This is a genomic window from Bacillus cereus group sp. MYBK5-2 (genome assembly GCF_051915685.1).
GTDB lineage: Bacteria > Bacillota > Bacilli > Bacillales > Bacillaceae_G > Bacillus_A > Bacillus_A cereus.
This window is the reverse complement of the sequence record NZ_JBQAFE010000001.1, coordinates 365,382-378,400: the sequence shown is the minus strand read 5'-3', so window position 1 is coordinate 378,400 and position 13,019 is coordinate 365,382. Positions and strand designations below refer to the sequence as shown.

Genomic DNA, 13,019 nt, shown 5'->3' with positions numbered 1-13,019 from the left:
ACCGACAAAAACCGACAATACTAACCTGCTTCCCTACTATACAAGGTAAAAGTAGAAATAAAACTATTAACAAATACATTTCTAAACTGTTATACTATAAATAGAAGTATAAACTAACTAAGTTTTGCATAAAATGAAGTAGACGAGGTGCTTCCAACACCCCGTCACTGCAACTAATTACCGCAAGGTGGAAGGTTGCAACTAAAGCTTATTTGCGCTTAGAAGACTTCCCACGCTTCGCAGGCAGACGGGTGGTCTTCTTTTTGCGCTTTTTTGCCGTTAATTTCTTAAATCCAAAAACTATACCTTCTCTAGCTATAGTTTTTGTAATTTCCAACAAAATTTGCAAAAGAAATTCCATACGATTACACCTTCTTTCTTCACAAAATGAAGAAAGGGCATAACCTTCCACCCGCAATATTTAATTGCTACTTTATTTTACCATTTTCATATGTATTACAGATAAAACAATACAAATTTAACAATCCACTTATAAAGTGAAACTTTAATCAGTGGAGGTTTTGTTCATCCCCCATTGATTATTAGCCCTCACCAATCGCGCTGCCCGGCAAATAGCGGGATAAAAATAACCTTTCATAACTCACTATGAAAGGTCACTCCATATTTCAGCTATTTCCCTACTAACACAAACACATTCTCATCAGGTGCTTCCATTACTGCAACATGTCCTGATTCTGTTGGAAATGGTTCGCGAATCCACTTTACATCTTTATTATCTTTTAAACTTTCATACGTTTGTTGTACATCTTCTACTAATACTTCGACTTCCGTAAAATTAATATCCGGATGATTGCTTATTACTAACTCTGAACTTTTCTCATCTGGAAACTTCAATCCTATTAACGTCCAAATACCCCCTTCTTCTAGTTCTCTTTCTATCATCCAGTTTTGCTTCATTCCCATTTCTTTATAGAAAGAAATTGATTTTTCTATATCTTTCGTATGTATAGATACACATTCTAGTTTTTTGAACATTTTCCTATTTCCCCTTTTATGAAAAAGCGAACCATCTCCCAATGATTCGCTCTTACCCTATTATTTTTTCTTCACCGGTATCCAAAGCTCTACTTGTGCAAACTCACTCTTATCTTCGTGGCAACGCTCATCGTATAGTTCAAACTCTGTAACTCCGCAATGTTCATACCCTGAATGCGGAAACCATTCTGAGAATACTGCATTCCAAGTTTGGTGGATAGACGATACCATTTCTTCATGAGGAACTTTCGGCGTTGTAAATACTGCATATGTTGCTGCCGGGAAAGTACGCTTTGCAATTTCATTTGGTACATTTTCAAAGTCTGTAACTTCCATTCCGATAATATAAGTGAAGTCTCCTGTTTCTAAATTAAAATCAGTACATAATCCAAGCTCTACCCATTGGCTCGTATCTTTACGATTCGGAATCGTCGTTCCAAGATCTTTTTGTAAATATTCTTGCCAAAATGCTGGAATGTCTTGATGGTTTTTCCCTTCTTTACTTGTCGTCTTCAGTTCATAACCCGCCACTAAAAATTCTGGTTTATTTACAATACGATATTCCATTTGTATGCCTCCTAAATACGGATTTAATTTTCTTTGCTTTACATTTACTCTGTAATACATCGGTGTTTCGATTTCTTGTTTTCGATATTCACTCGGTGTCATTTGAAATAATTTTTTAAAGGCTCTCGTGAACGTTTCGTGAGATTGAAAGCCATGTTCAAACGCGATATCAATAACTTTTTCATCCGTATGAGAAAGTTGATAAGCTGCCCGGGCTAACCTCCTCTTTCGAACATACTCCATTACCGTATCACCTACTAACGCCTGAAATACACGATGAAAATGAGACTCAGAAAAACCTGCAACCCGCGCTAAATTACGCAGCGTTTGTTTTTCCATTACATCTTCCTCAATATAATCAATTGACCTTTGAATTTGTGTTTCATAGCTTTCCATCTCTGTTCACCCGCCTTATATGTATTATGATAAAAGAGAACGCAATCCAATTCTTGACGTTTTTTACTATAATTCCATAAAAAATTGTAACTTTTTTATATGTATTTCGTTGTTATGTATGAAGGGAGGGAAATGTAGTGAAACGTAAACAATCATTAGAAGAAATTTACTCAGAGCATATGCAAGATTTATTTCGCTATCTTCTCTCCCTAACCGGAGATTCCCACTATGCGGAAGATCTCATGCAAGAAACATTTTACCGAATGCTCGTCCATATTGACTATTATAAAGGAGAAGAAATTAGGCCGTGGTTATTTACAATTGCCTACAATGCCTTTATCGATTGGTATCGAAAAGAAAAAAAGTATAAAACAACTACAGTGGAAGAATTCCATTTACCAAACGTGCCAAGTACAGAACATGAATATTTCGTAAAACATGAGATTGCTAGTTGGTTAGACAGTTTATACGCTCTTCCGCTCGAAAGACGAAATGTCCTACTACTACGAGATTACTATGGATTCTCCTATAAGGAAATAGCAGAAATGACTGGTCTCTCATTAGCGAAAGTGAAAATTGAATTACACAGGGGACGGAAAGACACGAAAAGCATAAAGGAGTGATACGGATGGGTTGTACAGAATTTAAAAAACTATGGAAGAAGTATGAAAATGGAACGCTCACGCATGATGAACAAGAACTGTTAGAAAGTCATATTGAGTCATGTGAAGAGTGTGAAGCTTACTTAGATGAGCTGTTAACAAAAACAGAACCAATTAAGAAAAAGTTACCTCCAAAAAATCTTAAAATTCCTTTTTGGAGAATTAAGTGGAAACATCGTTTACAAACGTTTGGTTTTATATTATCAATTTGCATCGTTATCTATATAATCGGCGGGGTATTATCAGCCTTTTATTTTCAAGCTAATAATGATAAAAGGCTAGAAGAAATTAGAGAGGTTCCTTCGCTTGCACTTGAAGCAACGATCCCAAATAGCCGTGTTATGGGAGGCGGAACAAGTGTAGAAGCTTTTTTCCGTACGAATAGCCAATTTGATTTAGTACGAACCGTCGGTACAAAAGAAATGCCCCTCGGTACAATAGAAACAAAAAGCTTCTTATCATCTGTAGATGTTACGAAGCGAACTTGGATGAATCCGTTCTATCAACCAAAACTCTTCTTTGTTCATCCAAAAACAGAGCAGGGTGATTATTTAAAGGATTCATCAAAAAAAGTATGGGATACACTTGCAAAAGTACATGATGGAACCGTTGCAGAAGTAGCAATTTCTTTTGATAAAGCTTACACTTTAAAAGAATTAGAACCGCTTTTATATAGCATATTCGAGGCACAAGAACTCCCTCCAACTCCTTTATGGTACGCTTTAGATACAGGACAAGAAAGAAAAAATGTAGATGACTATATCCTACATGGCGGAGAAGCTATAGGGTTTCCAGAACATGTAAGATTCCTCGATAATGAAACTGACGGGCAGAAAACGCAAGAAGACAAAGTAACCGAAATGATGCGCATCCTTTCTATCCATAAAAAAACGGTAAGCAAAATAGCAGCGCTTTCTGAGAAAGAACTAAACTTAGATAAACGTTATCAATATGTAAAGGACAACGGTGTAAAAGTATACGGAATTGTTATTACTGGTCCATCGAAAGAGTTATTAAAATTACAAAACTCCCCGCACGTACGTTATGCGACTCTTGGAGATATTGAGATTTGGAATTGGTTTGATCATTAATAAAAAAGAAGTAGCGCTCTAAAAACGATGCGCTACTTCTTTTTTAATTCGAAATCACTTTCACATACATCCCTCTCACCGCTTTTTCATAAGCAATATCACTTATCTGTCTTATGTTTTCTGACACAACAGATGACTGAACGATTTTCCCTTCACGAAGTAACGGCGGATCAATAAGACGCACTTTATTTTTCTGATGTAAATCATAATCGTTTCTATCTTCTTTTACCTTTACATTTGGATGAACTTTGCTTAATAAAGCTTCTACTTCGGGGTCATTACATTGCTGCAATTTCGAAATAAGCTCCTCATCTTCAAGAAGAAAATCATCTGCATGAATAACCTTTTTATGAAGAGATAACTTTAACGTTTTCGCTAACATATCGTTTCCGTAAATATTCATTGGTTTCATAAAGAAATCAATTACTTCTTTGTAATACGTTTCTGTAAACCATTCTGCCATTTCGACACTTTGAACAACCATTTTCCCCTCTACTGCAATAATATCCTCTAAAAATCTATGAACCTCTTCTAAAGAAATATATCCGTATGTATACATATCTCGTAACGTATAATCTACTCGATCTGCGCATAATTCGGGCGCTGACCTTTCCAGTAATGTCCACTTCGAATCATCTAATAAAATATCTTCATAGTTATAACCATGCTTCGCAAGGATCGCTGGAATTTCTGAGTTTTTCACAACAGAACTAAATATCTCTTCATGATAACTTTCATCTTCATTATCAAAAACGTAATCAATCACATGGGAAAAAGCAGTATGTGATACGTCATGCAGTAAACTAGCAATCTGTTCTTTTACTGAACCACCTAGTTTTTTAACTAATAACATAACACCAACTGAATGATCAAAGCGCGTTACATTCCATTTCTCGTTCATTAAGTAACTTGCGCCATTTTGATGAATGCCTTTTAGCCTTTGCATAGACTTACTTGAAATTAATTCTTCTACTACTTGATCCACTTCAAATTCTCCGTATAGTACATCTGATATGATCACTTACAATCCCCCTTTATTTTAATCGAGTCTTATAATCTTATCTCTTTTATGAAATTAGCACCAACATAAATATTTATTGTTATTTGTTTTTATTGAAAAAATAGAGAGCCATCAGCTCTCTATTTCATAACCCCTATTCAAATGTAACTTCTACCTGCACAATCTCCGACCTACTTCCAAGTCTAAGCGGTGGTCCCCAAAATCCAAATCCAGAAGAAACAATTGCGTGGAACGCGCCTTTTTGTGCGTATCCCCAGTCTAGCTCGTACATTCTTCTCGTTACAATATGATTGGGCGCCATTTGTCCGCGGTGCGTATGACCGGATAATAATAAATCTACACCTGCCGCTGCTGCTTGTTTCAACTCAAATGGCTGGTGATCCATTGCGATAACAGGCATCGATTTATCTACCGTACTCATTAATTGTTCAAAGCTTTGACGATCTCGCTCTGTTTTATCTCTTCTTCCAACGAGATAAAAGTCATCTTCAATTGTAATTACTTCATCTAAAAGAATACGAATATCAATCTTATCCATCTCTTGTAAAAACTCTGGAACCGCTCTGCCGTAGTATTCATGGTTTCCTAATACGCCATATACGCCTAATGGTGCTTTCATTTGTTTCATGATTGGTCCCATATTCTTTTGAATGAACACACCTGGATGATCATCGATAATATCACCTGGCAGTAAAATAATATCAGGTTCCATCTCATTTACATGACGAACAAGTCTTTTTAAATGCGAAACGCCAGACAGTTTACCGAAATGCATATCAGAAGCCATCGCAATGCGTAAACTTTTACGCCCCTCTACCTTTTTCGGTATGTGCACCTCGTACTTTCTTACTACCGGACTATACGCATTAAATACTCCATACGCAAAGATAAAGATAAATGCAGCTATCACAGCCGCCCCTGTCCAAATAATTGCCGCTTCTTTCTCTACTGAAAACTGTAAAAGAAAGACCATAATATTAGCTAATGGCAACAACATAAGCGCGTATTGTATGACCGCGAACCAAATTGAACCGATCGTTCGTAGAAATGGCAAAAACTTAAACACTTGCACGAGAATGTACGCATATGAAATAAATGCGACTATAAAAGCATAATATCCCCAAGATTCCCAGCCAAATACCGCATGAAGCCAAACCCATCCGTTCCAGCCGATGTAAAACATAAGTAGTGTGTATATAATTAATATGGTAAATATATTGAGATAACGAAGATTCTTCACAGCCAGCCTCCTTATTGATTTCTTTTATTATAACTTGTTATGCACTTATAACGTAAATATTAAGCGCTTCAATCTTCATAATAAGAACATTGATAAACATATTATCTTAAAATTTTTAAGAACGGCTGTAATGGACATTTTTGAGTCTTAAGTGTTGGATGAAATTCTATTATCTTTATCGTTCAAAACTCACCTATGCAATTATGCATAACCATCCATTCCGTTTTATTTTCATGTTACGATATAAATGTAATACGACATATATCGACAAAGATAAAAGGAAGTGATTGTGTGAAACGTTCTAAAACATACTTAAAATGTTTAGCATTATCCGCTGTTTTTGCTAGTAGCGCTGTAACTCTTTCAACACCTGCTGCTTACGCTCAAACGACGTCACAAGTTGTAACAGATATCGGGCAAAATGCAAAAACACATACGAGCTATAATACATTTAATAATGATCAAGCTGATAATATGACAATGTCTTTAAAGGTAACTTTTATCGATGACCCGAGCGCTGATAAACAGATTGCCGTTATTAATACAACTGGTAGTTTTCTAAAAGCAAATCCTACTATAAGTGATGCACCTATTGATAACTACCCAATCCCTGGCGCTAGTGCAACATTACGTTATCCTTCACAATATGATGTTGCATTTAACCTTCAAGATAACAGCGCTCGTTTCTTTAACGTAGCACCTACAAATGCTGTAGAAGAAACGACTGTAACATCTAGCGTATCTTATCAACTTGGTGGCTCTGTTAAAGCTTCTGTAACGCCTAATGGCCCTAGCGGTGAAGCTGGTGCAACTGGTCAAGTCACTTGGTCTGACTCTGTAAGCTATAAACAAACTAGTTATAAAACAAATTTAATTGACCAAACAAACAAAAACGTAAAGTGGAACGTATTCTTTAACGGATATAACAATCAAAACTGGGGTATTTACACACGTGACTCCTATCATTCTTTATATGGAAACCAACTGTTCATGTACTCTCGCACATACCTATATGAATCTGATGCAAAAGGTAATTTAATACCGATGGATCAACTTCCAGCATTAACAAATAGCGGTTTCTCTCCTGGTATGATTGCTGTTGTTATCTCTGAAAAAAATACAGATCAATCTAACTTACAAGTCGCTTATACAAAACACGCCGACGACTACCAACTTCGTCCAGGCTACACATTCGGAACTGCAAACTGGGTTGGAAACAACGTAAAAGACGTTGATCAAAAAACATTTAATAAATTGTTCACACTAGATTGGAAGAATAAAAAATTAGTAGAGAAAAAATAAAGTAAAAAAAAACGAAGGGCTATTTAAACTCTTCGTTTTTTTACTTATTCATAATAAGATCCCGCGAGTAATACCGTCGCTATGAAATTCCATGATATATTTTTAGGCATCTCTTCATCTTTATTTTGAAAAGCACCATCACAATCATTTAGCCATGCTTCCTTTGATTCTAAATAATCTTCTAATGTTATATTCTCCCACTCATCTTTATTTTCTTTGAAATCTTTTTGAAAATAAAACAGGAATTCTACTAATTTTTCTTTTGAATCTACACCATTAGCTAACTCATACATATCCATATTATTACTCCTTTCAAATACAAGTAAAACCCTCGATCTCTTCAACACAAAAACATTCTTTTTTATAAAATGCTATATTTCTCTTCCAACCAATCTTCTATAACATATTGTCCTGCTATCCCTGAAGGATTTTTAATTTTCTTCCCTTCTTCTTCACTAACCATTTCAAAATCGATTAAAGGACCATCTGCTCTCCCTCGGCTCACAAAATAAGTCCCCTGATTCTTATTCTCAAACAAAAAATCTGGAAGATTATACTCCCCCGGATCAAACAATTCCATTGGTAATCCACCAATAATTTTCCAATCACCATCTAACCAACCAGACCAGGCAGTATACGCCGTAAATAATACTTCTTTTTGATTCTTGTAATAGTTTTTAAACTCGCTTATCCGTATTTTTTCATCTGTAAATAAAGAAAAATATTCTACATATGTTTCCCCATCATATGGCCTCGTAACATTTTGTCCTTTCACTAACATTCCGTACCCATACTTATTAATATTTTTAAGATTTATCGCAAAAACTATCCCTGGCTTAAATGATTTTTTGCGACGTTTCTTTAATTTAAACTTACAATCTACTACTTCTTGTTCCTCTAAAGAAAAACTATCACTCTGCATTTCTAATGCATTTTTCAACATAATCTCTAACTCATTTATATGTGGTAATCTGCGAGGCCCTTCATTATATATCTTTTCAATCTCTTGAAAAGCATCCATTAAAATATCAATGCTTTCATCACTTATAATCAATTTATCCCCTTTTATTTCCTCTTTATAAAAAGACATATTTTCTCTCCTTTACTCTCTTATACATATCCCTTGAAGACTCTCTTTTTCTTTCTATCACACTAAACCACGCACCACTTCTTCTAATAATAATTCAACCATTCATCCAATTTGTTTTAAAACACTCTAATACACTCAGCTTTCTTTCCATAGTACTATCTCGACATTATACTCATTCTTTAGAAAAGAAAAAGCACTTCTCATTGCTTCATCTACTACAATAAGGCTAGAATAAATTAATCCTCTTTGAGCATCGTCATATCCAATGAAATGTAATACTTCTTTTGTATATAACATGAAATCTTCTAATTCTAATTGCACACCAAAGTCCCAATTTTCATGTGCATACCATACAATAATCTTCTTAGACAATAAACTAGTTAATTCACGTTCAAATTCTTTTATTTCATTGATAACTTGTTCAGCATTTAATTTACTCATAACTTTGATAGGATTCGGTGTTTCATCAATTAAAAAGTTTACTAATGAAGCAATTTTCTTCCCGCTAATAATCTCAAATTCTTTTATAGACGGACATAACATCAAAAACTTTTCTCTAGTAGCCTTTTCCTCGACCTTTTCTCTTAACATTGCAATTTTCTTTAAACGTTCATTCACATTTATCACCTCATACATTCAGTAAATTAACATAATAAAGCGTATCATCCGTTTGAAAATACATAACCGATCCACGGCTATAATAATTAACAAATTGAATCGGCTCTCCAAAATGTTCATAGTATTTTTTCTGAATGTCACTTAATTTATTTTTTCGAAAAAAATTCATTTATGCTCTACAACCCTCTTTCTACTATATAACCTTGTTATTAAAGATAGATTTCTTCTTTCCAACTACTGGATTTAGATTGAACTACTATTAGATTTTCACTTTCCCATTTTAATGTCCCTAAGAATCTAGAATATACCATTTCGTTACCTACCTCTTCCACCAATAGTTGATCTCGAATCTTTAATCCCTTTTCATCATACACTTCACATCGTAGCTGGAAACCTTTAACACGATGAATTCCTTTTAATATCGCTATCTTCTTACGGCTTGGGCTTTTCTTAGGTGTCTTCCCAACTAAAAATATTCCTTCATAGTTTTGCTTCACAATTTCATCTAAAGATTCCTCTATATACCCTTTAACAACAGATGATGAAAGAGTAGAGTTTTCTTCAAGTCCAGGGACAACATATTGGCGTACTAATTTGCAAAACTCTTTGTATTTCTCTTCAACTGAATTTAATGCTAAAAAGTCCATAAAATCATATGGAACATATATACGAATTTCACCCAAAGCTCTATTCACTTCATATGAAATATCAGTGTTTTCGTTAGCTAAACAAAAGACAGTTACTTTTTCAATCTCTCTTAATCCCATCTCAAACTCGCTAACTTTCTTTGAGAAAATTAGCTCAAAAATTCTAATTTCATGTACAAGCAAATAATGTTTTTTAGGACGTTTTTTTTCCAATCGTAAAACTTTACTTCAAGCAATATAATTCACTCCTTTAAATTTATCACCATGCATCGGGGACCTATGATACCTTTTATTAATTTATTAAACTGTACTCCTTTTTCATTCTACCTTATCTATATTTTTAATATGCTCTACTCACAACGCACACGGTGACATAACAGCCATAAATACATCACTTCTCTCACCTGGTGCTATATACACTCCTTCTGCATCTAAATATTCAATGGAAAAGGCTGCTAGCTCATACGCCATTTCTTGATCACATTCAAAAAGTGAATTTATAAAAACTTCATTTCCTGTAATATTTTGTAGATCTTTCAAACAGTTAGACTTACTTCTTGCATAATCAGCCACATTCTCATTAGCCCAAGACCACATCCAACTGTTACTCTTTCCAGACCAAGACCCTATAAAAACAACACTAAATTCAAGTAACACTTGACCATTTTTTTCAAACTGTAATATACATCGATCTTGATCATACCAATACTCATCAAAGTTATAGATATTATAATCCGAAATGAATTTTTGCTGTTTACTTTCTAATTTGTCATAACACATAACAAGATAATTCTCGAATTGTTCATCCATCATTGCCAATTATCACACGCTCCCTTCATTCAAGATCTCCGCTACAAACAATATATCTTATATCTTACTCTCTCAAATCCTATATAAAGTGAAACTTTAATTAGTCCTTACCAATCGGGCTTTTATCGGTAGCCCCCCGCCCACATATCATATACGTTTCTACCACTAAGATATCTTAATATATACAAAGAAAGAAGAACTTATATAAGCCCTTCTTTCCATAAATTGTTTCTTTACTCCATATAATTTGTTTTATCACGATAAATAAATTCAATATTACACAAATGTATCCCAACCATCTGTATATCCACCAAACTCTTCACCCAGTTTATTCAATTCCTTTTGCATCTCTACGATATCCTCATAAATTAAGAACATTTCTTTAGAACAAGTACATGTCCAATCTTCAAATTCTTCATTATAATCTAACTCACAATTTAAGCCCAGCGCTTGTAGTCTGCCAATTATTTTTTCTCCATTACCTTGATCAGGAATTGCAATAAAGAAATCTACTATATGTTTTTTATTAAAATCTATACCTTGCTTGTATAACATATTTAATACTTGTCCATCTTCATCTTTTGGGAATTTCATTATAATAACCTCCTATTTACCATTAAAACTCTTATTTTTATGCGAATAATGCCTCTTATCCATAAAGCTACCAAATTCTATCCCTTTACAGACACTAAAATTATCATCTACAACATTACTTTCTGTAAAAGAGAACTACTTTAATCTACACAATGTTTCTATAAAACTTATTGTAGGTACATCCCCACAACTAAAAATATTTAGGACCTCTAAATATTACATAGCAGAAAAATCTTCAATTAGACCTTGCAGTAGCTTTAATTTTAATTCTTTTTTGTTCATATAATTCCTTCCGCTCTCTATTTTGATTTGTCCAACGAGGATTAGATACATGTCCTATCCTATATATAAAGAAAAAAGAGCCTATATTTGCTCTTCCTTCATATACACATTTAACAAATGCATCTTTCTAACCACTAACTTTTCTGATGATATATTAATAGCCTCTAAAAGCAAACTGAATATACATGTATGTACCAACACCATAAATAACAAAAGCAACTATAGTGATTAGCCAATTTTCACGAGTTTTTTGTACATACTTCGAGCATGCCCAAAAAAGAAGTAAAATAATTAATTGAATTGCAGTCACTTTTGAGACAGCAATTATAGTAGTTTCCGTAACAAATACTATCCACATTCCCATTAAAATACGTGTGACTTGAATAATTAACAAGATCCTATTATTAGTAATACTTTCTTTAATATCAAACAGATAATTTTCTTGAAAAAAAACGACCAATGTTAATATAAGACTTAAACTCAAAACTATAATAAACTCTAAAAATTCTAGAAACGCTATCCACATCAACAATTCCCTCTTTCTTTTCCTATAGCATAAGGTTCATTGTAAATTTTTAATGCAGCTATTCTATTTTTACTAGAAAGATTCAACAATCGTTTTGCATTCACATCATACTAATATGTAACATTACCATGCATCTTAAACTACCATTAATTTGTTATCAACATTATACCGATACGTAACAAGAATCCTTTGCTCCATATTTTTTTAATTACGTTGATATTCCTTCAGCATACACCATATTTTTTGGGATAGATTCAAAATACATAGAATTTAAGATAGTGTCATGGTTATGCGCCAAACGCCCTAATGCCTTCACTCTTTTTTTAGGTGAAGTTAGTTCAAAAATAATTCTATCCTGGATTTTTTTTTTTTAAAACTCCTAACTATGAGTTCTTCATATTCTTTATCCATGTATCTTTTATCCTCCTATATTCTTAAAGTTACCTTTTCTGAAAAATATAAGTGGTGCGACATATATATATTAATTAACTTTGGATATCTCCAGTATCTCCTTGCGCTAAAAAAATCATTTAATTACCTCTTATTATTTTCATGTTGCATAAATATCGAAATTATTACTAGCAATTGTTAAAAGCGCACCATCATATTGAATAAATGCACACGCCGATGATGGAACTAATTCGATTTGTGGTACAACACATTCTCCCATTAAACACTTCATCAATTTACTTTGATTTATTTCCTCTAGTTTAATACCAACGCTATTTCCTAAACTGATAATAGCAAAAGTATTTTCTATACTTACACCATAAAAATACTTGATTATATATGATACTTCTGTCCTTGGTATAGAATCAAAAACAAAGAAAATGTTCCTTCTTCCCGAATCAAAAACTGTGTAGGAAATGTTTTTAGACTCTATTTCTTCTTTCACATTTTTTTCCTCAGATTTATCTACATGTACAATAAACTGATTAATCCTCTCTTGAACAAGTAAACTTAAATTATCAACATTACGATTATAATCATCAAATAAATCTGTTTCATAAATATCAGTTATATTACTAACACGGTATATATTTGCATCTTCAATACGTTGAACCTTTTCGAATGTAAACTCCATAATACACCTTCTTTTCTCTCAAAGTTATATTTATCCCTATTCCATCCTACTATTCTCATTTAATAATATTAAGTTTATCTATTCCTATTTGTT

General features: G+C 33.5%; 17 protein-coding genes and 1 pseudogene. 4 read left to right on the top strand and 14 right to left on the bottom strand.

The window, feature by feature from the left end; translation table 11 throughout:
- Positions 1-208: 208 nt before the first annotated feature.
- The 3 genes from ACTFP3_RS02110 to ACTFP3_RS02100 all read right to left on the bottom strand — a co-directional run bounded on the left by ACTFP3_RS02110 (position 209) and on the right by ACTFP3_RS02100 (position 1,959).
- The gene (locus tag ACTFP3_RS02110; protein ID WP_000394943.1) at positions 209-361 is read right to left on the bottom strand and encodes a hypothetical protein; all 153 of its coding nucleotides are present in this window, start codon (positions 359-361) and stop codon (positions 209-211) included.
- 269 nt (positions 362-630) lie between these two features.
- Complete coding sequence (locus tag ACTFP3_RS02105) at positions 631-996, bottom strand: VOC family protein (protein ID WP_000473628.1); 366 nt, start codon at positions 994-996, stop codon at positions 631-633.
- A 60-nt stretch (positions 997-1,056) separates the two neighbouring features.
- The gene (locus tag ACTFP3_RS02100) at positions 1,057-1,959 is read right to left on the bottom strand and encodes an AraC family transcriptional regulator (RefSeq protein WP_000446855.1); all 903 of its coding nucleotides are present in this window, start codon (positions 1,957-1,959) and stop codon (positions 1,057-1,059) included.
- A 137-nt stretch (positions 1,960-2,096) separates the two neighbouring features.
- Here ACTFP3_RS02100 and ACTFP3_RS02095 point away from each other — a divergent pair, with 137 nt between their 5' ends.
- Together ACTFP3_RS02095 and ACTFP3_RS02090 are read left to right on the top strand one after the other, a co-directional pair.
- Positions 2,097-2,582 carry an RNA polymerase sigma factor gene (locus tag ACTFP3_RS02095; protein WP_000824008.1) on the top strand — a complete coding sequence of 162 codons (486 nt, stop codon included), beginning with the start codon at positions 2,097-2,099 and terminating at the stop codon, positions 2,580-2,582.
- A gap of 5 nt (positions 2,583-2,587) precedes the next feature.
- Entirely contained in the window at positions 2,588-3,712 is a 1,125-nt protein-coding gene (locus tag ACTFP3_RS02090) for an anti-sigma factor (RefSeq protein WP_326035653.1), read from the top strand.
- Positions 3,713-3,755: 43 nt separating this feature from the next.
- Here the strand turns inward: ACTFP3_RS02090 and ACTFP3_RS02085 are convergent, their stop codons facing one another.
- Positions 3,756-4,733, bottom strand: a complete 978-nt coding sequence (locus ACTFP3_RS02085) for an HD domain-containing protein (protein ID WP_000587069.1) — start codon at positions 4,731-4,733, stop codon at positions 3,756-3,758.
- 133 nt (positions 4,734-4,866) lie between these two features.
- Positions 4,867-5,973: a metallophosphoesterase gene (locus ACTFP3_RS02080; RefSeq protein WP_000793735.1), complete on the bottom strand. Its 1,107-nt coding sequence runs from the start codon at positions 5,971-5,973 to the stop codon at positions 4,867-4,869.
- 34 nt (positions 5,974-6,007) lie between these two features.
- Here ACTFP3_RS02080 and ACTFP3_RS02075 point away from each other — a divergent pair.
- Positions 6,008-6,121, top strand: a pseudogene (locus tag ACTFP3_RS02075) (TetR family transcriptional regulator); the annotation flags it as partial.
- Between the two features lie 143 nt (positions 6,122-6,264).
- Positions 6,265-7,275 (top strand): beta-channel forming cytolysin CytK2, encoded by a 1,011-nt coding sequence (gene cytK2, locus ACTFP3_RS02070; protein ID WP_000830629.1) that lies wholly within the window; start codon positions 6,265-6,267, stop codon positions 7,273-7,275.
- A 44-nt stretch (positions 7,276-7,319) separates the two neighbouring features.
- Here the strand turns inward: cytK2 and ACTFP3_RS02065 are convergent, their stop codons facing one another.
- The 9 genes from ACTFP3_RS02065 to ACTFP3_RS02025 all read right to left on the bottom strand — a co-directional run bounded on the left by ACTFP3_RS02065 (position 7,320) and on the right by ACTFP3_RS02025 (position 12,926).
- On the bottom strand, positions 7,320-7,574 hold the full coding sequence (locus ACTFP3_RS02065) for a DUF7660 family protein (RefSeq protein WP_152121423.1): 255 nt from the start codon (positions 7,572-7,574) through the stop codon (positions 7,320-7,322).
- 62 nt (positions 7,575-7,636) lie between these two features.
- Complete coding sequence (locus ACTFP3_RS02060) at positions 7,637-8,365, bottom strand: Imm26 family immunity protein (RefSeq protein ID WP_152121424.1); 729 nt, start codon at positions 8,363-8,365, stop codon at positions 7,637-7,639.
- Between the two features lie 135 nt (positions 8,366-8,500).
- On the bottom strand, positions 8,501-8,983 hold the full coding sequence (locus ACTFP3_RS02055; protein ID WP_139849517.1) for a hypothetical protein: 483 nt from the start codon (positions 8,981-8,983) through the stop codon (positions 8,501-8,503).
- 10 nt (positions 8,984-8,993) lie between these two features.
- Positions 8,994-9,152 (bottom strand): hypothetical protein, encoded by a 159-nt coding sequence (locus tag ACTFP3_RS02050; protein WP_162871155.1) that lies wholly within the window; start codon positions 9,150-9,152, stop codon positions 8,994-8,996.
- A 40-nt stretch (positions 9,153-9,192) separates the two neighbouring features.
- Complete coding sequence (locus tag ACTFP3_RS02045; protein WP_011109898.1) at positions 9,193-9,750, bottom strand: hypothetical protein; 558 nt, start codon at positions 9,748-9,750, stop codon at positions 9,193-9,195.
- 234 nt (positions 9,751-9,984) lie between these two features.
- On the bottom strand, positions 9,985-10,449 hold the full coding sequence (locus ACTFP3_RS02040) for a DUF6882 domain-containing protein (RefSeq protein ID WP_044306662.1): 465 nt from the start codon (positions 10,447-10,449) through the stop codon (positions 9,985-9,987).
- 267 nt (positions 10,450-10,716) lie between these two features.
- Complete coding sequence (locus ACTFP3_RS02035) at positions 10,717-11,034, bottom strand: ribonuclease E inhibitor RraB (protein ID WP_044306663.1); 318 nt, start codon at positions 11,032-11,034, stop codon at positions 10,717-10,719.
- 436 nt (positions 11,035-11,470) lie between these two features.
- Positions 11,471-11,842, bottom strand: coding sequence for a hypothetical protein (locus ACTFP3_RS02030; protein WP_044306664.1), 372 nt, complete (start codon positions 11,840-11,842; stop codon positions 11,471-11,473).
- A gap of 550 nt (positions 11,843-12,392) precedes the next feature.
- Entirely contained in the window at positions 12,393-12,926 is a 534-nt protein-coding gene (locus ACTFP3_RS02025; RefSeq protein WP_000397230.1) for a hypothetical protein, read from the bottom strand.
- Between the last annotated feature and the right edge of the window lie 93 nt (positions 12,927-13,019).